Genomic DNA, 24,163 nt, shown 5'->3' with positions numbered 1-24,163 from the left:
AACATTAATTGGATTTTCTCTTTTCTAATTCTGCTCTTATCTCATTTGCACGCGTTTCTGACAAATCATAATTACGCATTATATACATTGCGGCAAGGGTTCCTACTATAGGAAACCCAGAGAAAAATAACCTCAAACCAGTTATTGCCCCTTCAGGTTGTACTTCTAATAATGAATCAAAACCTATTATGGTTAAAATTAGACCGCTTAAGCCACCTGCAATACCAAATCCAAATTTTACCATCCACCAATATATTGCACCGAAAACACCTTCGCGACGCTTGCCTGTTTGCAATTCATCTAAGTCAATAACATCTGCTGTCATAGACATCATAAGCGTAAATAAACCTCCTATACCAAATGAAAAAAATGGAAGTGCAAATAGAAACATATATGGTTTTCCCGGAATAAATAAAAACCATAACATTATATAACCTGCTATTGATATACCTTGAGAAAGCATAAATGCTTTTTTCTTTCCTAATGCTTTCGACATTTTTGCCACTATTGGAATCACAATAAAGGTGGTAACTAAAGCTCCAACACTTCCAAAAAGCGTTGGCCAAATACCAGCAGCTGCAGCGTCTCCGTTAAAAAGATAATAAACAATAATAAAAAAGGTAAAACTTGCAACAGTATTAAAAGCATTAAACACAAAAAACGTTGCAAAACATAGTTTTTTAAAAGGTACTGATTTAAATGCCTCTACAAAGTTATTGCCAATTTCCTTTAAGCTACCACCAATATTTTTAATGGTTAGTGCCGAATAATTTTGATTTACAGTTGACTTACTTTTAATAAAAATAGCAGGAACCATTGCGCAAATAGCAAATATAACACCAACCCAAATCGCCAATTCCCTTACAGCTATATCTGCAGTAGCATACCACTCTTGATCGTACATAATTACCCAAAACCAAGGTGCAATTACCCAAGCCCATTGCCCAATCCATTGTGCAACAGCCATAATACTTGTACGTTCATGAAAATCATCACTCATTTCATAACCCATGGCTACGTACGGCACACTGAAAATGGTTAATCCTAAATAAAACAGAAAAGAGGTAAACAAAAAATACCAAAAGCTGAAGTCTAATGAATTTTCTCTAAATAATTGCCACATTATCACAAAGGCAATTCCCATAATAATGGCACCGATAAAAACGTATTGTCGTCGTCTTCCGTATCGCGATTTAGTGTTATCTGAAATGTAACCCATAATTGGGTCTGTAATGGCATCAAAAATTCTTGGTGCTAAAGACACCACGCCCCACATCCATCCAGGAAAACCTAAATCTTTAACCAGTACAACAATGAAAATACCAATAACAGCAGGAAACATTTGATTGGCAAGCATACCTACTCCAAATGCTATCTTTTTTCCAAGCGAAACTTTATTGGCTATTGCAGACATATTATCTAACTTTTTTAGGAATTATAATAGTCTGGATAGCTTGTGCATTAATTTTTACGCTTACATTTTCTTCTCCAAGTGTCAACGCAAAGTTCTTAGATGATGTACCTTCATTAAATAAAACTACTGCAATAGAACCATCTGGATTCTTAGCAGCAGTAACCATTAAATCGTCATCTGTATTTTCTACACCAATAACTTCTGCTCCTGGTCTTATATATTTACTAAAGTGAGCCATTGTATAATAAAGTGGTGTGAAATAAACTTCATCAGAATCTGGATCTACAATAACAGGAGCAACACACCAATTTTCAAACCAATTTGGTCCACCTTGTCGGTCTAAAACCATGTTCCAATCTACCCATCCGTCAACCCAATTATTTAAACAACCAATGATGTCTCTAGCATAACGATTTACTGGCGCATATTTTGGATGCAAGTGCTTGTCTTCTGGCGAAGCCCAATCCCAACCCCAATCAGTTGCTTCTTTTTTCCAATACCAAGCATCATCTTGCCATTTAGGAATTTCAGAATCTACACAACCTTCCGTTTCTATAAGGTATTTGTTTGGTGATTTGTTGTGTGCATATTGTAATTCTTTTGGTAAATAATCGAATGTACTTTCGTACCAATGAATGGCTAATCCATCAAAATACTTAGAAGAAGCTTCATCTTTATACATAGCATCTACCCATTCTTGTATTCCTTTTCGGTTTTGGTCGTAGCCTAAGATATTTATGTCTCCAAATCCATCTGATTCGAGTTTAGGTCCTAAATGATTTTGTACAAAATCTGTTTCTTCTTCTGGTGAAAAGTGCATGCTTTCCCAATTATTACCATTTCCGTGTGGCTCATTAACTGGTGTTAAACCCCAAATATCTATACCTTCAGCTTTGTAAGCTTCTAAATATTTAGAAAAATACAGTGCAAATGCATCGTAATATTTTGGTAATAATTTTCCGCCAACGTAAGCTTTGTTATCTTTCATCCAAGGTGGTGACGTCCATGGTGAAGAAATAATTTTAAAACCATCTTGAGAAATGGCTTGTGCATCTTTTATCATAGGAATTAAATCGTCTCGGTCCTCATCAATATTGAAACTCTCCATTTCCATATCATCTTCCTTTGGCGCATAAGTGTAATTATTTAAAGAAAAATCACAAGATGCAATATGCGTTCTGGTTAATGAGTACTGTGCACCACCTTCTGCAAAATAAGCTTGAAGAATTGTATCGCGATTCTTTTTACTTAACTTGTTTAATAAGTAAGCCGAAGATTCTGTAAACGAACCTCCAAAACCAGTTATAGTTTGAAATTTTTGTTCTGGTAAAATCTTAATAACAGCTAAAGAGTCTGCTGTTGAAAACTCAGTAATCCTTGTAAGCTTGTTACCACTTTCTGAGGTTTCATAAATTTCGACATCTAAGTTTTTAATTTCTTTTTTATCGGAATTGCAGCTCATAATTGTGAAAATTAAAAGTGCTGCTAAGCCATATCTTATTATTGTCATATTCTAGATATTAGTTTTAGTTATTTAGTTTTAGTTTATTCTTATCCTTTAAAAAACGCAACAAAATGTTTCTTAAAAAGGCTCATCTTATAGAGAAATTATATAGAGGATTTAATAGTTAAATTATTTCTATCTAATCTTCAATTTTATTTTCCTTTAAATAGATGTCTTTTACAATTTCATATACTTTTTTCTTATTTCTATCGATATCTACAATACCCCAAAATTCTTCGTTTGGGCTACCATCAAAAGGAACTCCTGTACTATTTGGTGCTGTTCCTCCTGTATCTTGTACATTGTTGTTTCCGGCTTTCCACCAGCCATCTGTAAATTGAAATAAAGTAACTCCAGAGCAAATATCTTTACCACTAAATGTGGCATTTAAAATTATTTCTGTAGCATCAGCTTGCATTAATTCATTTACACCTTGCTTATATTTATCGGTTGCCATTTGCATATAACTGTCTGCTCCTGTTTCGGATAAATACATAGGTTTATCACTGACTTCTTTCCACTCTTTAAAAATGGTTTCTGGTCTTACAGAACGGTACACGTTCATTCCCCAAACATCAATATTTGGACTCATAGAACGCGCTAATTCTTTTGGTAAATCGCCATGTGCCGTAGTTACAGGGTGCGATGGGTCATTTTTATGAATTAGAGCTGCAGCATCATTCATTGCAGTGTACCAGTTTTTAATATCACCATTAAACCATTCTGGATGATAGTTGTACTCATTACCCAATTCCCACATCAAAATAGCCTTGTGGTTTTTATATGTATTGACATAATCTATAAATGTGCCCGAAACGATATCATTTTTTCCACCTTGGTTGTAACCAAATCCTACAATTACTTTAATACCAGCTTCACTAATTTCATCGAGAACACGTTCTTCTACAATTGGTGCATAAACTCTTATAGTATTTATGCCAGCTTCTTTCATTAGTTTTAAATCTTGGGTTAAGGTGCCAAAATCTCTTTTAATAGAATCTCCTTTTGGTACAGGATGATAACAAATGCCTTTTATTAAATAAAGTTCATCATTTAACAATAATTGTCTTCCCGATACTGAAACTACATCAAATTTTGAAGCTTCCTCTTTAAATGAAACCTCTTCATTTTTTGTCTGTTTTTTACACGAAACAAAAGTGAATATAGCAGTGATTATGACTAAAAATTTCTTCATTATTAATCTCTTGGATAATCTGTATTTGGTACTAAGACATCTTTCATTAAAGCGTCTAAATTTCCGTTATATGTCTTTGTAATTGGTTTGCCGTCTCTTGTTAATCCCTTAAAAACGTCGTCATCTACCAAACTCCACAAGGGATACTTTGCTTCACTTTTTAGATTGATTAAGCCAAAATGATTTTCAGAACCTAATTCATCGGCTGCATCTTTCCATTGTTCATCAAAGGCTTCAAAATAAAAAACTGATATATTATTTTTATTAGTCCAATTACGAATATGTTTATAATACAACCCTTGCTTATATTCGTCTGTAGCTCTAGACCCATTTTTACCATAATGACCTCCAGATATTGAAGCCCAACCGGTTTCTCCGATATGAATTGGCTTATTAACACCAATACTTTTCATGTAATTTACAACTGAATCGTATTGCGTTTTAGCAAATTCTAGTGCACGCAACATGGCTGCGTCAATTTTTTCTTTGTCTGATAAATTTTCTTCATTTTCAGGAACTTTCCAAAATTCTGGATTGTAATGCGAATTATGATAAGCATACGTATGCATAGAAATGTAATCTACAGCATGCGCCAATTTCTCTAAATCTTTGGTATGATAGATGGCATCGCCTCCTCCCCAAGATGAATAATCATCTGAACTAGTTATCCATAAATCTTTAGGTAAATCGCCTCGTTGTTTTAAATCTTGAAGATGATTAACCCATTTTAAAATAATCCAAGGTTCTACATAATAAGATGTTGCCCATTTTACCATAGCTTCGTTACCAACAGCAAGAATTTTTACAATTTCTGGGTATTGCGTTGCTAACTCTACAGCGGTTTTAACCTCAACCGGATTTCGTTCACTTTCTTGATTATGGTCTGGCGCTCCATTACTAGAGTTGAAAGCATTTTTACAATCAATCCATATACCAAGCATTACATACATTTCGAAATTTGAATCTTCTTGCTTTAATTCTGTAATTGCTTTTAACAAGTTGGCAGCTTGCTCAAAATGTACATTATAGGTTCTCAGTACTTTTATTCCCATAGCGCTTAAGATTTTAATATCTTCCTTAAGTTCTGGAATTGTTGGCTGAATATTTCTATCCTTATGACGGTAACCACCATAAGAAATAGCTAAATATTCTGGGTTTCCTAAAATGTTTTCTGCATTGATACTGTGGTTTTCATTTATCGATAGTGCTTCGCTTTTCTTATTTTCATTTATACAAGAAAATGCCAGAAGTACTATAATTACAACTATCGATAATTTGAAACCCTTTAACATATACTCAATTATTAATTTACTTCTTTACAGTTACCTCAATTTGTTTTACTTCTCCTGTGCGTTTAAAAATCTTATCGCTCGTAATTTCATCTAATTGTAAATCCTTAAAATCAATTGTTGAACCATTGTTATTTATAACTTGGATTTTATTTTCAGTACCTAATGTATAAATGATTGGTACTTGGCAATACGTGAAACAAAGCGTATCTTTTTCTAACTGAATAGTTTCAATATTTTTGGCAATACTTGTGTAGGAAAACTCTTTGGGTTTGCTTAAAAATTCTTCTTTTCTTAAAAGTCTTGGGTTAAAAAATAGTTTTCCGTCTTTAACAAACACGCCAATTTCTCCAAAACGACACAACACATCCTCTTTAACTTGGCCTGTCATACCTGGTTGTTGTGCACCTTTTCCTCCTGGTGTGTGCGAATATGGGTCTGTTGGAAATGCACCATATAACTCTGGTGATTTATGAGCTCCAATACCTTCATTAATTTCGTAATAATGCTCTAATAATCTACCAATAATTTCTTCGCTCTCATTATTATTTATGGCTAGCAAGCAGTTTTCTTGTGTTGCTAATAATAACTTAGAAACCATGTGCCAGTAAATAGACCCTAGACCTTCATAACCGTAAAATGTTCCTGAACGACCTGTAAATGATTTATGGTCAAACATCTCTTCAAAAATGTCTAGTACTATTGATTTATCTGATGTAATTAAATCATCATATTTTTCTTCTGGTAATTTATTTAATGCGGCTTTTAAACTATCTGCGTTATTAAAATTACCGTTAAAATGATATACACCTAAAACATCTTTTTCTATAATCTGAGTATTACCATCAGTAATTAATTGCTTTAACAATCTTGATTTTTCAACAGATTTAGCTGGAATATTATTTTTATCTACAAATCGCGATAATTCTTTGTTTGGGTATAAAATATAGCTGTATTGGTCCTCTCTAAAAAGTGCACTTGCTTTTAAACCATCTAATAAACTTAATGCTTCTTTTGGCTCTAAATAACCAGAACTTAATACAGCAACTTGACCCTCTAACATTTCTGGCAAATATGAAATAGAAACTTCTGTATCATTTTCTACCGTCATTAAGTTATAAGCATGATATAAGTTATCCTCTCTTTTATTTGCTTTAATAGTATGATCTAAATACTGTTTTAGCACGGTGAAGAATTCTAATAAATTTTCTTTAGATATGGTTTCTTTATCACTAGAAAAACCTGTATCATAGATTTTTAATCTATAATCACTTCCTGCTGTACCTAACCCATCTAAAATGGTTTTTCTTGCTTTATCAGATATTTTTCCTGCTAATACCTTTACATTATCGTTTAATGTTGATACAACACCTTCAAAAAACGTTTTTAATTCTACTGAAAGGTTATATTTTGGACTTGAAGAATCTTGTACAATACCTTCAAAGAAATTAATAAATCGTCTTAAGTAATATAACGTTACCATTGAGACACCATTACCAACTAAGGCGTTGTTAGCATCATTCCACTCTGGTCGTTGTGTGTTTAACCAAATCCCTCCTTCTGGAATAAAATTAGATACTTTAGCCAGTACAGTTGCTAATAATTTTTCGATTAAATTAACTTTATAAATAAAATAATTTTGGTCTCTTAACAATGCGCCATCTGCACCTAATCTTTCTTTTATTGTGTTGATTTTTTTATCTAATTCATAATCGAAATCAACAGTATCTTTTGGATTTTTTAAAGTGTCTTGATAGCTCTTTAATTTGTATGGTACATTGGCATAAACAAATAAATCTTGCGTAAAACTACCCGCTAGTTTATTTGGATAATGCTTTTCTATAAACTCTAAAAACTTTAGTAAGTAGATTATTTGATGATCTCCCCAATATCCAATGTAAGACCAAGGGTCGTCAGCTTCTATGGTTTCCCAATCAAAACCATCTTTTGTAACTCTGTATGGGTTGTAACCTTCAAACGTAGTGGCATTAAAAAACTTATGAATCATTCCTTCCATAAATGCAGGATATGAATGTGCTAATGTTTCCCAATTCTGAAAAATATCTCTCCAATTACCTTCGTAATCTAAAATTTTAGAACCATCAACTTCACTACGTGTGTTAATAGAAAACTTGTTCCAAGGTCTACTTGGGTCGCCATGCCTTCTACTAAATTTTAATGGCAAATATTCGTAGCAAAGTCTTTTAAAATTAGCATCGTCATCTTGGTCTGCAATGGCTCTTATATGATCTACGCTGAATATTTCTGGTAAATCATTTAATATAGCCTCTTTGTTTTTTGAAACTTTTACATTAGCTTTTGCTATGTAGTTTACAAAATCTTGTTTTTCTATTTTATAATTATCATCAAAGATGCCACCTCTCATTATATTAAAAAGCGTGTTTGCAAAATGCCTTGTGTTTCTTAGTTTATCTTCGCCAAGTTGAATACCATCTGAAGCACCAACTAACTCTAAAAGGTTTTTTGTACCTGCATCTATGTCTTGTTGTACTAATACTTCGAGATTAGAATCGCTTTTTATTTTTTCTGAAATAGCATTGATATCACTTATGGTTTGGTTGACTTCTGCTACAAACATCCAATTAGCTTCTTCATTTGCCTCTAAGCTTAGATCTTTACTAATAAAATAAGCACCTTTTTCTGCTCTAATATCTTTTTCTTCAGTAATTGTTTTACCAGTTCTAAACGCATCTAATTGTAATGATGAAATTAAATGTGTTGGATTTTCTAATCCTGAAAACCAAACTGTATTTGCTTTTAACGCTTCGCTTGGCTCTGCTTTATCAACAATTATAGCACTTAAAGCAAAAATTCCGATGCCAGTATCAGTTTCGAGCTCGCATTTTTTGTAAGCATCAATTAAATTACTGGTTGCGTTTTGAAAATCTGAAGCTAAACCATAAGGTAGAATGTTTTGAATACCGTCTAAAATAGTAACATCTATTGTTTGAGCTGTGTTATTGATAATTTCAGCCTTTTTAACAAATCCAAATTGGTCACTCGAGTTCCATTGATATCTGTAGGTGAGTCCTAAATCAGTATTGATTTCTTCAAAAACAACTTTATTTCCGTAACTGTTTTTATATAAGTTTCGCTGAGTTGTATAAACACCTAAATATTTATTTGAAAAAGGCTCCCATAAAAATGTTTTACCCTCTTTATGAACCTGAATAATAGTTTTACTTCCGGTAGTTTCTAATGATTCTGTTATTTTATCATCTGTATAATAAGGAAACAAGGCATTATTAGCATTTTTTCTACCAGCAGTTAATGCACCATTACTAGATATAAATAACCAATGATTAGAGTTACTAACCAAACTCATAAAGAATGGTCTCATACTATCACTATTAGTAATTTTATAATAATCTTCATTATAAAGTGATACTAATTCGCCTTTAACTTCTAATTGGTTTATTGAAGCTTTTTTACTTCCTATATAAATGGGATTTTTTGTCATGGGAATACTTCTATTGTAAATAAACATTTTTTAAAAGGTCGGACTGAAATAGCCCGACCTGATAAACTAATTCAACAAATTACTCTAATAATTATTGGTAAACTCTTATGTAATCAACTTCCATAGTGTCTTCTGTGAAAGCTGGATCTATATCTCCTCCCAGAGTTCCGCCCATTGCTATGTTCATAATAAAGAAGAAATCAGCGTTAAAAGGAAAATCATCGTTATTGGCTAATGTTACTATAAGGTTACCATCTAAAAAGATCTTCAATTCAGTTTCATCCCACTCTAAAGTATATAGGTGAAATTCTGAAGATGCATTTGCCACAGCAATGGTTTCTCCATAACTAGCATTAGCATTGGTTCCGTTATCAAACCAATGAAAAGTACCTAATGAGGTGTTTTTATCCCAACCTGTTTGTTCCATGATGTCAATTTCACCACAATAAGGCCAACTCACCTCAGAGAAATTAGCACCAAGCATCCATAGTGCTGGCCAAGTTCCTTGAGCAGAAGGTAATTTTGCACTAATCTCTACTTTACCATAGGTAAATTCTTGTAGGCCTTCTGATTTAATTCTAGCTGAAGTATAACCACCATTTCCATCTGCTTTAGCTGTAATTTTTAATACACCATCTTGTACAATTACATTTTCCGCACTATCGGTGTAGGTTTGAACCTCTTGATTTCCCCAGCCACCTGCACCAAGGTTATAGTTCCAATTGGCAGGATCAGGAGCTCCATCTATTTCAAATTCATCTGACCAAACTAACTCGTAGTCTGTCACAACATCATCTGGCTCCTCTTCTGAGGTTATTGTAAACCACCAATCAAATTCACCATTACCATCTGTTGATCTTAAGACTAATTCATTAGGAACAGATCTATCATAGATTTCATAAGTGTGACTGCCACCAATGTAATACGAGATAAATCCTATACCACTTAAACTAATGGTTTCTACACCACCTGGAGCAATTAACACATAATCTTCTGTATAATCTGAATAGGGTAGATTTTCTACATCAGCTCCGTTTACAGTTCCACCAGAACCTAAATCACTAATTAAACCATCTCTACCAAATACTGTACCTGAAGTATCAGTACCAGCCTCATCGTTAGTATTATTTGTGATGTATGTAAATGTACCATCTGCGCTAAACATAAATCGGTCATCGTACATACCAACACCAACTTTTTCATCTGGTCCAGCACCATACCATTCTGACGGCACAGTTCCTCCAACAGGACCTAGACCAAAATGACCTGCAGTTTCAGATTTAATTCGCCATACTTTGGTTCCATCTCCAATTAAGGCATCTAATAAATCTTGAGGTGGAGAATAGGTTGCGAGCACTTCTACATCAATAGTTGTAGATGTAGAGGTACCAGCGGTTCCAATAGCTACAACCGTTAAGGTATACGTATTAACTCCTAAATCCGAAAAATTATAAGAAATTGTACCTAAAGGTGCCATATCTTGAGAGTCATCATAAGAAAACCTGTAAGAAATTGCATCATCAGCCGTTGCTGTAAAGTTTACCGTACCACTTCCATCACCATATGGATTATCTGCATCTTGACCAACTATTTCTGCTGTTACTTCTAAATTGGTAGGTGTTGTTATATCTCCAAATTCATATGTTTCTTCATCACAGCTTACCAACAAAGCCAGTGAAAGAAAAAGAAATATCATATTTTTTAATTTTTTCATAATTTTCTTTTTTAAATTTTAACAAGCTTATACATCCAAAATACACCTGTACCAGCTTCAATACTTATAGTTACTGTATTAGAATCAATAAATGAAACATCATAAGTTATTGATTCTGGCGCTTCACTTGGGCTAGTTAACTCTCCTTGATTATACGGTTTCGGGATTCCTAAGTAAGAACCTGTTCCGTTTAATGTTACAGTACCTGCCAAAGAATCGTAAGTATATGTAGCTGGGTTAGAACCATCATGCGGTGCAACTGGTGTTGAACAACTATCTGCACCTATTCCTTGCCATGGTTCTACCCAAGTATCTGTGCCTAACACATTACTAAATGAACCATCAGTACCAAAAACATAAGTATCATCATAGAAACATGCTCTTTGCGTTACACCTGCATCATCTATTGCCCACCATTCTGAAGAACCCTGGGTTGGACCAACTGCAAGAGAACCTGCCTCTGGCGCAACCATCCATGTACCAGCAAGTGGTGAAGCAACCGCACCATCTCTAATTAATTTATAAGTCCAAAAAACTCCATTACCTGCATCAATACCAACCGACATAGTATTTATATCTATCAATGTAATATCATAGGTTATAGAACTAGGAGCATCTGAAGGATTAGATAACTCACCACCATTATATGGTTTAGGAATTCCTAAATAAGACCCTGTTCCATTAATAGTGATTGTTCCGGCAGTTTCATCATGTATATATGTTGCTGGATTAGAACCATCGTGTGGAGCTATTGGTGTACCACAATAGTCTGAACCTCCTTGCCAACTTTCAATCCAAGTATCAGTTCCTAAAACATTTGAAAAAGAACCATCAGAACCAAATACATAAGTATCATCGAAAAAACAAGTTCTTTGTGTGACTCCAGCATCATCTATTGCCCACCATTCTGAAGAACCTGGTGAAGGACCAACAGCTAATGACCCAGCTTCTGGCGCTACTTTCCATGTACCTGCAATAGTAGTAGGAACTGAAGCTTCTTTATAGAAATATATATTATCTATAAAAACTGTACCGGCTGCCCATTGATTAGGTGCAACAAATTTTAGTTGAATTAAATCTGCTAATGATAAACCCTGATCTGTATAGTCTGACATTGGTATATCGATACTCGTCCATTGATCTGCACCTAGCGGTAATGTTACTGCATTCTCTTCTGGTCCAGTTCTAATTGCTGAAACTTCTAGGTCTGTAATTACATCTGCTGTCCAAACATCTAGGTGTAGATATTCCATTTGACTCGCATCAATTTCTTGTCCGAAATCTACACCCTGATAACTTAAATTTACATACTGTAAAATCTCATCTCCAGACAAGTTGAACATAGCCCAAGAACTGCCTTGACCACCTTGTCCCCAATCTGGAAAATAATCTGGATTTGATACATTTGTATATGCAGCGCTAAAAATTGAAATAACATCTTGAGCATCTCTAGCCGGAGGTGTTGGAGCCGAAGTTAATGGCTGTAAAATTGCTGTAACTTCAAAATCTGCAAAAACATACTCAGTAGTTTCAATAGCCGCACCCATTGCTACAACAGTAATTGTATAAATTCCTGGATCTGCATATATATAAGATACTGTTTCTTCAATATTACCAGAAAGTATCTCACTGCCATCTCCAAAATCTACAGTAAAACTAACTGCATTATCTGCACTAGCTGTAACATTAACTTGTTTAGATACTGCTGCATCATTTTCTGCAGATACAATTAGGTTTGTTGGAGGCTCAAAACTCACCACTAATTCTTGGGAGATTTCGGTTTCTAAACCAGTAGGGCCAAAAGCAACTACTGTAACCGTGTAAGTACCCTCTTCATAAACATGCGAAGTATTTTCTCCTTGTGAAAGATTTATTGGTTCTGCTGTATCATCACCATAGAAAATATTGAAACCAATTGCTCCTTCAGCTGTAGGCGTTATCGTTACAGTTCCTGTATTATCTTGAGTTACTTCAAATAATGCTGAAACGTTTGTCGGCGCGACTGCTGAATCAACAAAACTTGTATTACTATCATCTTCATCACAACTATTAACTAGAAGTACTAAAAGACATAAACTAAATATATATTTTATTATTTTCATATTATTTTCTTTTTTTAGTAGCCATTGTTTTGAGACAATCCTGATATCTCAATCTCCCTTTGAGGAATAGGAAATAATCCTTCTGTTGCAGAATTGTAACCTAAATTACCCAATACACTATCAACTTGGCCCGTTCTTACCAAATCGAAAAAACGATCACCTTCCATTGCTAACTCTAAACGTCTCTCATCCCATACCGCTTGAACAGTTGCTGTAACTCTATGGTCTTGATCACCAAAAGCTCTATCTCTTACCATATCTAAATAAGTTTGCGCTAAAGCTTGATTTACCGATGAAGCTCGAAGATTTGCCTCTGCTGCCATTAACAATACTTCAGCATATCTAATAGTTCTTTGATTGTTTTCATAGTTTAATTCAACTTGGCCACTAGTTTGACCTTTACGAGGTAGATATTTTTTATTATATAACCCTGTATTTTTATAAGGCGCTACTTGGTATGTAACATTTAAACTAGGGTTATCATTTGCATAAGCTTCTACATCAAAGGTGGTAGCCTCTTTTCTTTGGTCACCATCTTCATAAGCACTTGCTAAATCTTGAGTAGGTAAATTTGTGCTCCACCCTGAGTTATAAGGCATATCTGCTGTACCATTAAAACCTCTCACTCCACATTGTTGAACAGCATAATTTCCTTGTCCTCTAGTCTGCCCTGCCCAGTTATAATAAGGTTGTCCGTTAGAGTATTGCACTTCGTATACCGATTCTGGACCATTTTCACCTTCAAATAAAAAGATATCGTCAAAGTTTTCTACTAAGCTAAATGGACCATCAACCACGCTTTGTAGCACAGGTACCGCTTCATCAAATTTTTCTTGATACAGATAGACTTTACCTAATAAAGCTTGTGCAGCATATTTTGTAATTCTACCTTGTTGTGATTGCTGCGTAGGTAAAACATCTATAGCAGCTAATAAATCAATTTCTATTTGAGCATATACATCTTCCTTTGGTGATCTCTCAAAATTTCCAAAATCTGATAAGCCTAATTTGTGATCGGTAAACAAGACCACATCTCCAAACATTTTCACCAAATTAAAATAATAAAATGCTCTTAAAAAATGAACCTCTCCATAAAGCGCATCTTTTCCTTCAAAATCTATTGATTCGCCAGCTAGATTAACATCTCTATTATCTGTTAAATAATTTGTTCTGTTTACACCTTCATATGCTGAAGTCCACAAATCTTCTAAAGTGCTATTATTTGTTAAAATATTATAATCATCCATTTGTTGTAGTGCAACAACATCTGATGCATTTTCTCCTCCTGCAACAGCATTATCTGAAGCAATATCACCAACCACAATTACTTGATTCAACCATTGTGTAGGTGTGTAACAACTGACTACCATGGTTTGATAATCTGATTCTGATTGTAAATAATCAGCTTCTGTAACTTGATATTCATCGTGCGGATCAAATTCTACCACATCTGAACAACCTAAAAAGATTGAAAGTATGATGATTAACCCTATATTATTTTTTATGTTTTTCATACTAGTTTATTTTTAGATGTTAAAATTTAAGGTCTAAACCAATTAGAACCGTTCTAGCTTGTGGGTATGCACCTCTATCTATACCTGTATCTAAAATACCTCCAGAAATTTCTGGGTCGTAACCTGTATACTCGGTAAGTGTTAATAAATTTTTAGCTTGGGCATATAAACGAACTTTACTAAATACTGAACTTAATGACTCTGGTAAAGTATACCCTAATATTAAGCTCTTAATTTTAATAAAACTTCCGTCTTCTACATATCTATCTGATGGTCTAATATTACTGTTAGTATCTGAAAATGTGTAACGCGGACTATTAGCATCATTAGTTGTGCCTTCTCCTGTCCAACGACTTAAAATACTTCTGTCTTTATTAGTAAACTGTGCGTTACGTTCATAAGCCCTAAAGATGTCATTTCCAACAGACGCGTATGTGAACATGCTAAAATCGAAATTTTTAAATTCAAAGGCTAAATTCCAACCTACTGTAAAATCTGGAAAAGGATCACCAATTTCTGTTTTATCTTCATCATTTATAACACCATCATTATTAGTATCTACAAATCTTATGTCTCCAGGTAAAGCACCATCTTGTGTTGCATGCGCTTCTATGTCTGCCTGATTTTGAAATAAACCATTGGTCTGGTAACCATAAAAATAACCAGGTGTAAATCCTTTTTCAAAACGAGTAGCTAATTGAGACTGACCATTAAAATAGCTACCACCTGCAACAAATGCAGTACCATCACTATTAGTTTCAGTAACTTCATTTTTGGATGTTGTAAAAGTTACAGAGGTATTTACTTTGAACTTTTTTGCACCTGTATTTGTATATCCAAGTGTTAAATCTATTCCTTTACTTTCTGTACTACCAATATTAGAGGTTACAGGCTCTGAAGTACCAGCATAAAGTGGTGGTGCATCTGTAAAAAGTAAACCTTCAACTGATTTATTAAAATAATCAGCTGTTAGTGAAAAATTGTTATTAAAAAAAGTAGCATCAAAACCAATATTATATTGGGTTTGTTCTTCCCAACTTAAAGTTGTATTACTAAATGAATTTACCGTAGCTCCAGATACAAATTCACTTCCAAAGGTATATCCATTACTATTAGCAGTAGAATTATAACTAGGACCACCTACTGTAATACTTACGTATTGAGGGTCTACATTCTCGTTACCTACCGTACCATAACTTCCCCTAATTTTTAAGAAATTAATAGCATCTACATTAAAAAAATCTTCATTTGTAACAACCCAACCTAATGAACCTGCATAAAAGTTAGCAAATTTGTTATCATCACCAAAAGCAATAGACCCATCTCGTCTTGCAGAGAATGATGCTAAATATTTTCCATTATAATCATAGTTAATTCTACTAAAGTAAGAAACATTTCTACGCTCTAAATTTTGATAACTGTAACCTGTATATGCATTGGTATTAAGTTCTGTATTAACACCTGTAGCAGCACTTATATCTGCCCATTCCCAAGAATTATCTCTTACATCTTGCCTAGTTGCACCAAAACCTTCTCCAGTAGATTTACTTCTAGAAATCCCTAAAACTACATCGAAATTATGAATATCATTAAGGTTAAATCCGTAGCTAGCAAAGGTTTCAAATGTGTAATTAAAATTAGAGTTAGTATATTCTGAAACACTATTGTGAAAAGATGGAATTGTAGTTGTTGTGCCATCTCCATTATCTACAACTTGCGTTTTTACAGTTCCGTCTGAATTATAGTCACTAGATACATTATTTGGGCCGTAGTATGCTAAAGGAGTGAAACTTTTTCCAACTTGATTCCAATATGTATATCCAAATCTTGATGTAATCTTAAGATTTTTTAGTATGTCGTATTGAATTTCAAACTTTCCATACAATTTGTTTCCATTGCTTTCATTGTAAGTATCATTTAATCTTTGAACAGGATTAAAGATTTCTGACAATAATAAATTACTATAACCGTATGTAGCAAAATCATCTGAATCATCATTATAAACAGAAACTGTAGGATCAAAATTTATTGCATTACCTAATATAGAATTAAAAGAATTTTCCGCAACAGATTTACTTTTTATGTTAGCATAACTCGTATTTAATATAAATTTTAACTTAGAAGTTAATTGAAAATCTACATTAGCCGTAAAATTAACCCTATTAAAATTAGATTTTTCTTCTCCACCAACAATACCTCCTTGTGTTAAATATCCAGTAGACAAGAAGTATCCAACTTTTTCTGTTCCACCTCTAGCTGAGAAAGTATGAGAAGAAACACTCGCGTCTTTAAAAACCTCATCTTGCCAATCGGTGCCTTCACCTAAAACAGAAAGGTCAGAAAAAATAATATCTCCCCCTGAAACAACGCTTCCTTCATTTATCATTGCAGCATATTCCGTAGCGTTTAACAAACCTAATTTTCGATCTACCGATTGCACACCAGTATATGTATTAAAAGAAAATTCTGCTTTCTCGTTATTTCTTCCACCTTTAGTAGTAACCACCACAACGCCATTACCACCTTTAACACCATAAATTGCTGTTGAAGCTGCATCTTTAAGGATATTAAGGGACTTAATGTCTGCTGAATTAATAGAGTTTAAATCGTCTAAACTCTGTGGAACACCATCAATAATAACAACTGGATCTGTACCAGTAAATGAAGGAATACCACGAACCAAAACAGTAGGTTTACTCCCTGGTGAACCACTTTGAATTACCGATACACCTGAGGCACTACCTTGTAAAGCTTCTTCAACTCTAAGCGGTTTTAGTTTTTCTATTGACTCTGATTTTACTGTTGAAATAGCACCCGATACATTGGTTACTTTCTGAGTTCCATACCCAATAACCACCACTTCACTTAAAGACTCCGCATCTTCTTCTAGTGAAATACTAAGTGGGTCACTATTTATAATAGTAATCTCTTGTGTTACAAAACCCAGATATGAAATAACGATTACAGAGTTTATAGGCACATCATTTAAAGTAAATTCACCATCAAAATTTGATGATGCTCCTTTTGATGTGTTTTTAACAACTACGTTAACACCTGGTAAAGGTTGTCCTGAAGAAGCTTCTATAACTGTTCCAGAAACATTTACATTTTGCCCATAAACCGCCATTGTAAAAATGAAGGTAATGAGCCCTAAAAGTTTTATTTTCATAGTTTATTATTTAGTTACTGCAATTTAAAATTTATCATTAGTAAATTCTTAAAATACCACTATACAAAAAACATACATCATAAAATTAATAGGTTAAAAATAATAATAACACAACAGAAAGCCTTTTAAATTATAGAATTTGCACTATAATTTGGGTCTTAACAATAATTAACAATGCAACAGAAAAAAGTGTTAAAAACCATAATTGTATAGGTAATGTATAGGTAAATTATGGACTCGTATAGGTACTAAAGTTCGATTATATAATTTGATAAGCTCTCTTTATGGTCTAAACCCAGCTTTTTACGCAAACGATATCGCTTAACTTCTACACTTTTATGAGAAATATTTAATAGAGGAGCGATTTCTTTAGAAGATAGATTTAACCTTAAATACGCACATAAACGCAGATCGTTAGGGGTGATTGTAGGATGTAAGGATTTTATTCTCTGCATAAAATCTTTATCAACGTTATTGAATGCTTTTTCAAACAAATCCCAATCGCTATTATCGTTAATACTAGAATTAATTGTTTTTATTACCTTGTTAACTTCCGCTAGGCTTTTGCTCTTAGATAATTCGCTTTTAATATTACTCAACAATTCATTTCGTTTTACTAAATTCATTGTTGCCATGCCAAGTTCTCTATTTTTATTTTCAATATCTAATTGTAAATTTTTGTTTTTAAATTGAATTAACTGACGTTGATTTTCTAACTGTTCTAATTCTAATTGTCTTTGCTTCTTTTCAATAAGTTTATCCTGTATTTTTTTGTAATGTCTTTTATTAAAGTAATACAATATATATATAATAAGTATTGCCAAGAGAACATATACAATAATAGCTAGAGTTTTAAGATACCATGGCCTCTCTATTGTAAATTGATATGTAATTACATTATTAGACACAAGACCATCAGTAATAGCTCTTGCTTCAAAAATGTAATCGCCATGTGGTAGATTTTTAAAAATTACTTCTGAAGTCCTAGACCAAGGGCTCCAATTATCATAAATACCTGTTAGCTTATATTGAAATTTAGAAGATGAAAAAGCATTATAATTAGTAACACTATATTTAAACTTAAAATTGTTAATTTTATTCTTAAACGTATGAATACTATCTAGGTTTAAGGGTGATAAATCATTAGGCTGACTTCCGTTGGAAACCTCATTCAAATAAATATTCAACGGTTTTTGAGCAATCATATTTACATTTACAATTAAATAGCCTTCCGTTGTGCCAATTAAATATTGATTGGTATCTAACTCTAAAATATTTTCGAAAGAGGACTTTGTTTTTCGTATTTCACTAGAAATTGCTATTCTATTGATTTTAGGAACGTTATCTAATTTCCCTGGCTCAACATATATAATATCATTCTTAGAAAAACCCCATAGTCTATTACTATTTTTTTCAGTTATCAATTTTCCTGAAACATAATTCTCACCACTAAAAGTAGCACTTAAAAGACTATCTCTTACAAATTTCTTTTTTGGTTGACTATAAACAAAAACACCTTCGCTTACGCTATATAAAACCTCATTATTATACTTAAAAATACCAGATTTTATACCCGAATTAATTTGTGTTTTTTCATAATCCTTTACAGCATTAAAATCTTTATCTAGCCTAATATTGTATACACCTTTATACTCATGACTTACCAATAACTCTTGAGAATTAACAAACTCAAAATATCTTGAGGATATATTAAATCCTTCTATTTTATTTCTAAAATGCCATTTACCGCTTCTTTTCTCTAAAATATTTAAACCTCTATAATTACCTTGAATAAGTAGATTAGGAAAACCACTAATTTTCTTAACACTCCATGTTCCTAATTCCGCGGAAACAACTTCAACATCCTCTCCTTTAACAACAAAAGTTCCTTTATCATGTCCACAAAATAAATCACCATAGAGAACCGACAAGTCCCAAACCTGCCCCTTGGTACCTGGTATAAATCGAAATTTTTCATTAGAATCAATAGGTTTATAAAATAAGCCATGATTTGTTCCTAAATACAAGAATCCATTAAATTTAGCAGAGGCATATACCGTACCTAAACTACCCAGTTTATCCTTGTAAACTTTAAACGGCGAGTTAATGTTAACAACATTAATACCATTATCTAAGCCCAACCAAATATTTCCAAAATTATCTTCTAAAATAGACAGTACTGTATTATTACTCAACCCATTATTTCGATTGATTTTCATTAAGTAATTTCCATCCTTATCTAAATGAATTAAACCATTAGATATGGTACCCAAAATAAAGTCCCCATTTTTTAATTTTATACTACTATAAACACTTAACGTAGACAACAATTTATCTGAAGTAATCTTCCATTTACCTACCTTATTATTATTAAAACTATAAAAGCCACTTTCTTCCGTTTGAAGCAATAACCCAGATTTAGTTTCAAAAATGTTTATCAATTTATTATTAGCTATATCATCAGATGAAAACTTTAATATAGGATTTCCATTTACTATCTCATAAACACCATCTTCAATAATTTGGTAATAAATAGTACCATTAACATTAAATATTTTATTTACTCTTTTCCCCTCATCTATTATCGAAAAATTGTTCTTATTAGTATTAAAGACATAAATACGTTCTAAAGATTGAAATAACACAAAATCCCCAACTTTTGTTATCTGCCAAAATTCTTCATCTTCCTTTATGTCTAGGTTAAATTTTTCAACTAAAGACAAATAAATAAGCAGACCTTTGCTTCCTCTTTTCCAAAAGCCAAAATCCATGTATCCACCTGTATATATGTGATTATCATAAACCTTTACAGACCTTAAAATACCACGATTAGCAGAATTATAAACGCTCCAAGAAGCTCCATTATATTCTAATAATCCTTTATTATTTGCAACGTATATAAAATTATTATCAGATTGTGAAATTGACCAATTTTGATCTTCTGCCTGATAATCTTTTGTTGTAAAGATTTGAATTGGAGAAAATACCTGAGCCTGAGAAAAACAAGTAAAAACAAAAAAAAAGGTGTAGAGAAAATATTTAATAAAACCCATTGTAGTTAAGTTATTATTAGTACGCAATTAAAATGAAAACATCTAAAAACAATAGTTTGTTAAGGTACTAATATACATAAATAATAGGTTACAAGAAGCTCTGTATAGCTTGTGAATATTTAAGTAAAGGTCAATACACAAGGTTTAAACCTGCGATTTTAGTAAAAATTTCTATAAAACCAAATAACATAGTTAATAGAAAAATAAAACTGTATTTAACATACAAAACTTAAGAATTTTAAATTGTAAGGACACCGAAAACAATAACCATAGACCCATAGAAAAAGATGAAAGTAAACTTATGATTACCTCAAATTAGGGTAATAATTTTAGTTGAGTTACACGATATAAAACATTTAAAAATAAGATTATACACTATCTCTTTAGAGCAAAATGACCTCTATAAACTTTACCATTTTGACGTTCTAAAACAAACCAATAATCCGAACTTGGCATATTTTTACCATTATAAGTTCCATCCCAACCAAAGTCATTAGGTTTTATTTCTGTAATTAATTTACCGTAACGATTAAAAATATATACAACATTACCCGGTTCTAGCTGAGCGTTTATTAACTGCCAAGTTTCATTTTTACCATCTCCGTTCGGTGTAAAAAATGGTGGATAATAAATTAGATACACATCTTCATCGACTACCCCACAACCATTCAAATCTCTAACATATACTGTGTAATCTCCAACATACAAATCCGTAAACACATTATCAGCCTGAAAGTTAACACCATCTATAGAATATTCATAATCGCCATTTCCTTCAACAAATACAGAAATGGTATTATTACTTTGTGACCAATCTTCGGTATCAATATTTGTAATAACGGCTATATCAGATATAGAAACCGTAACCGTTTTATCTTCACTACAAATTAAATCTCCATAGACATTTGATACCGTAACAGTATATTCACCAGGTTCCTCAACCGTTATAGTTCTTGTAGTCTCACCAGAAGACCACGTATAATAATCATAACCCTCGTCTGCAATAATTTCTACAAAACCATCCTCGCAAATAGGCCAATTTTCATTCATCAATAAAACAGGTACATCCTGCACCAATAGTTCAAACGATGTAATTGAAAAACAGGTTGATGAATTTACATTTTCAATGCGTGCATATATTGTTTGAGGATTAGTAATATTCATAAAATTTGTCGATTGTGGATTTTCACCAGTTTCCGCATCTTGTTCGCTTAAGTAATAACTTATGACATTTTCATCTGCAGACTGACCTCCTAATATAGCTTCATTTTGACCTGCTAAATCAAATATTTCAAAACCATCATTTGATTCATCGTCACATACAATTATATCCTCTGGTTGGTTTGCGAGTGGCAAATAATAGACACCAATATCGAAAGATGTTATATCATAACAATCTATATCATCAAAATTATGTATTCTAACATATATGGTTTGAGAAGTTGAACTTACCGTGTATAAATTTTCCAAAGAATTAATATTATCTTCTGCATCAATTTCAGTTTCAAAATATTGAACTTCAAAATTTATACTTGATTGACCATTTAACACTTGAGAGGTATAATCATCTAAATTAAAAATATGTTCTCCATCATTTGAAACATCATCACAGACAAAATCCCCATCAAATGTATAAGCTATTGGACGTTCATTTACAATAAAATTAATATTGGACTCAACATAACAGTCATCTACAAATGAATTGGTTAACCGTACCGTTATAGATTGGGTTTGAGTTTCAAAGGGATCAGGCAGCGGACTTGATAACAAATTACCTGATTCATCATAATAATCTATTGTAATATCTGTTTGCCCATTTAATAAAGATGTTTCAATATTAGATGTATCGAAAGCAGCTACACCATCATAGTCGTCGTCACATAAATACAAATCATCTACATTGTTAAAGACTGGTAAATCATAGAAATTAACCGTTAAAGTAGAATAACTTACGCAATCTGGGTAACTTGTGTTTTCAACTCTAACATATAATACTGATTGACCTGACTCTGCAGCCATTGTATTTTGAGCATTTAAATTTAATTCTGCATCTGACTGTGACAAGTGATAAGATATAGTAGCACTTACACTTCCTGTATAAATTTCTAGGTCATAGTCAGACAGTGTTACACTTGTAATACTGCCGTCTAAACAATACTCATCTTCCACATCTACAACTTCAAGCTGACCGAATTCTAATACAATCTCATCTTCATATTCAATTCCACATGCAGCAGAAACAAAAGCAAATACCTCATATGTTCCTGGTTCTGTTGCGATATAAGTAGAAGAATCTGCACCTGATATCAATTCTCCATCCTTATACCACGTATATACCGTAGAATTAACCAATTCTGTTGTGTACAATGTATATTGATCCTCACAAAGTACAAGATTATCAGCTAAAATATTTCTATTTTCATCCTCCAAATTAAAATCAACGTTAAATAAAGATTGATTAAATGGAGGCAAACCTAACTTAGATAGGTTACCACCCAAAGAAACTCCATCTACAATATAGTTACATCCTGTTCCTACTTCATTAGGATTATCAATAACGTCTAAACTTCCTGAATTTAGCTTAGCAATATATATCTTACAATCTGGACCTAATTGAATACCTCCATAAGCCTCAGTAGAATTATTTTGAATTAGTATTTTAGAGTTAATAATGTCATTAGCATTACCAGCATCTAAATTAAATTGATAAACCTCTCCTGAGACTGCGCTTGAATACAGTACATTACTATTAGATGAAAAATCTAAACCATACACTTGCGCTGGCGAACTACCTAAACCATCTATTAAGGTAATTTGGTTAGATAGTACACCTGTTGACGTATCAAAATCTAACAAAACAACCTCATTCATACCACCTCTTCTTGCAACTGCTACTTTAGTACCGTCTGGCGAAAATTTAATTTGACCAATAGCATTATTCTGTTCTTGATTAGAACCTATAACCGTAACAACATTTCCTACCGAAGAAGTAACTGGAGTAGTATTGACACCAGTTGCTGTAACCTCATAGGCAATAAATTCGTTGCTATTAACTTTATGGCTCAATACCCAAAAACCATCTCCATTAGCATTTTTAACGCCAGTTATTTTTTCGGTTGTTGGAGAATGCAACAAAACATTTTTATTTGTAATAGCTCCTAACCCGCCATCTAAAGTCATATCAACTTCTGAGTATTGTAAACCATTTCCGCTTGCAGAAGTACCAAAATTCAAAACCCTGTCAACAGTAAAAATATAGTATAAATCACTGTCATTAGGATTAGGTATTATTAAGGCAGAATGAGTACTTGAAGAATTTCCGTTTAAACCAGTACCATTTAACATTACGATATGATTTTTATTCCAAACGGTAACACCATCTGAATAAAACAACAAATCACCATTTTGGTCTGATATAGTAGAACACCCTTCTAAAGTTGAAAGTTGCCCATCAGTTAAAGCAATTGGAATACCAGAATTAAAATCCAAACCAGCATTTTCACCGAAATACCAAATATTAGCTTCATTTTGAGAGACGCCAACATAACTTAAACAGAAAAACAATACTAAACTTAAATACTTCATATAAGTTACTATCTATAGTAGATTTAACATAATTTTAAGTCTGAAATATATCCATTTTTTCTTTTTTAAGTATCTCTACAACGTTTTAAATCACATAATTAAACCATGCTCATTTATTAAAATAATAAAATAAACGATATAAA

11 protein-coding genes are annotated in these 24,163 nt (G+C 32.7%); all 11 read right to left on the bottom strand.

Translation table 11 applies throughout. The features are described 5' to 3' along the window. Positions 1-4: 4 nt before the first annotated feature. The 11 genes from GN138_RS04980 to GN138_RS04930 all read right to left on the bottom strand — a co-directional run bounded on the left by GN138_RS04980 (position 5) and on the right by GN138_RS04930 (position 24,020). On the bottom strand, positions 5-1,414 hold the full coding sequence (locus GN138_RS04980) for an MFS transporter (RefSeq protein ID WP_157362691.1): 1,410 nt from the start codon (positions 1,412-1,414) through the stop codon (positions 5-7). A 1-nt stretch (position 1,415) separates the two neighbouring features. Further along, positions 1,416-2,876 carry a glycoside hydrolase family 30 protein gene (locus GN138_RS04975; RefSeq protein ID WP_231743045.1) on the bottom strand — a complete coding sequence of 487 codons (1,461 nt, stop codon included), beginning with the start codon at positions 2,874-2,876 and terminating at the stop codon, positions 1,416-1,418. Positions 2,877-3,057: 181 nt separating this feature from the next. Further along, positions 3,058-4,113: a glycoside hydrolase family 2 TIM barrel-domain containing protein gene (locus tag GN138_RS04970; protein WP_157362689.1), complete on the bottom strand. Its 1,056-nt coding sequence runs from the start codon at positions 4,111-4,113 to the stop codon at positions 3,058-3,060. A 2-nt stretch (positions 4,114-4,115) separates the two neighbouring features. Continuing rightward, positions 4,116-5,405: a glycosyl hydrolase family 17 protein gene (locus GN138_RS04965; RefSeq protein ID WP_157362688.1), complete on the bottom strand. Its 1,290-nt coding sequence runs from the start codon at positions 5,403-5,405 to the stop codon at positions 4,116-4,118. 16 nt (positions 5,406-5,421) lie between these two features. Continuing rightward, positions 5,422-8,883, bottom strand: coding sequence for a hypothetical protein (locus tag GN138_RS04960; protein WP_157362687.1), 3,462 nt, complete (start codon positions 8,881-8,883; stop codon positions 5,422-5,424). Between the two features lie 91 nt (positions 8,884-8,974). Then, complete coding sequence (locus tag GN138_RS04955) at positions 8,975-10,597, bottom strand: glycoside hydrolase family 16 protein (protein WP_157362686.1); 1,623 nt, start codon at positions 10,595-10,597, stop codon at positions 8,975-8,977. Positions 10,598-10,608: 11 nt separating this feature from the next. Continuing rightward, positions 10,609-12,699 carry a PKD domain-containing protein gene (locus GN138_RS04950; RefSeq protein ID WP_157362685.1) on the bottom strand — a complete coding sequence of 697 codons (2,091 nt, stop codon included), beginning with the start codon at positions 12,697-12,699 and terminating at the stop codon, positions 10,609-10,611. 14 nt (positions 12,700-12,713) lie between these two features. Then, positions 12,714-14,213 carry a RagB/SusD family nutrient uptake outer membrane protein gene (locus GN138_RS04945; protein WP_157362684.1) on the bottom strand — a complete coding sequence of 500 codons (1,500 nt, stop codon included), beginning with the start codon at positions 14,211-14,213 and terminating at the stop codon, positions 12,714-12,716. A 19-nt stretch (positions 14,214-14,232) separates the two neighbouring features. Next, positions 14,233-17,382 carry a SusC/RagA family TonB-linked outer membrane protein gene (locus GN138_RS04940; RefSeq protein ID WP_157362683.1) on the bottom strand — a complete coding sequence of 1,050 codons (3,150 nt, stop codon included), beginning with the start codon at positions 17,380-17,382 and terminating at the stop codon, positions 14,233-14,235. 248 nt (positions 17,383-17,630) lie between these two features. Then, positions 17,631-20,435, bottom strand: coding sequence for a triple tyrosine motif-containing protein (locus tag GN138_RS04935; RefSeq protein WP_157362682.1), 2,805 nt, complete (start codon positions 20,433-20,435; stop codon positions 17,631-17,633). Positions 20,436-20,810: 375 nt separating this feature from the next. Next, positions 20,811-24,020, bottom strand: a complete 3,210-nt coding sequence (locus GN138_RS04930; protein WP_157362681.1) for a T9SS type B sorting domain-containing protein — start codon at positions 24,018-24,020, stop codon at positions 20,811-20,813. Between the last annotated feature and the right edge of the window lie 143 nt (positions 24,021-24,163).

It is taken from the genome of Winogradskyella endarachnes (genome assembly GCF_009741275.1).
Classification (GTDB): Bacteria; Bacteroidota; Bacteroidia; order Flavobacteriales; family Flavobacteriaceae; genus Winogradskyella; species Winogradskyella endarachnes.
Note: the sequence above shows the minus strand (reverse complement) of the source record. Positions and strands in the feature narration are given on the sequence as shown.

Excerpts from the sequence above, each read along its gene's own strand:
- GN138_RS04960 (WP_157362687.1), bottom strand. The coding sequence starts at position 8,883 with ATGACAAAAAATCCCATTTATATAGGAAGTAAAAAAGCTTCAATAAAC.
- GN138_RS04980 (WP_157362691.1), bottom strand. The coding sequence starts at position 1,414 with ATGTCTGCAATAGCCAATAAAGTTTCGCTTGGAAAAAAGATAGCATTT.
- GN138_RS04970 (WP_157362689.1), bottom strand. The coding sequence starts at position 4,113 with ATGAAGAAATTTTTAGTCATAATCACTGCTATATTCACTTTTGTTTCG.
- GN138_RS04945 (WP_157362684.1), bottom strand. The coding sequence starts at position 14,213 with ATGAAAAACATAAAAAATAATATAGGGTTAATCATCATACTTTCAATC.
- GN138_RS04975 (WP_231743045.1), bottom strand. The coding sequence starts at position 2,876 with ATGAGCTGCAATTCCGATAAAAAAGAAATTAAAAACTTAGATGTCGAA.
- GN138_RS04955 (WP_157362686.1), bottom strand. The coding sequence starts at position 10,597 with ATGAAAAAATTAAAAAATATGATATTTCTTTTTCTTTCACTGGCTTTG.
- GN138_RS04930 (WP_157362681.1), bottom strand. The coding sequence starts at position 24,020 with ATGAAGTATTTAAGTTTAGTATTGTTTTTCTGTTTAAGTTATGTTGGC.
- GN138_RS04965 (WP_157362688.1), bottom strand. The coding sequence starts at position 5,405 with ATGTTAAAGGGTTTCAAATTATCGATAGTTGTAATTATAGTACTTCTG.
- GN138_RS04935 (WP_157362682.1), bottom strand. The coding sequence starts at position 20,435 with ATGGGTTTTATTAAATATTTTCTCTACACCTTTTTTTTTGTTTTTACT.
- GN138_RS04950 (WP_157362685.1), bottom strand. The coding sequence starts at position 12,699 with ATGAAAATAATAAAATATATATTTAGTTTATGTCTTTTAGTACTTCTA.
- GN138_RS04940 (WP_157362683.1), bottom strand. The coding sequence starts at position 17,382 with ATGAAAATAAAACTTTTAGGGCTCATTACCTTCATTTTTACAATGGCG.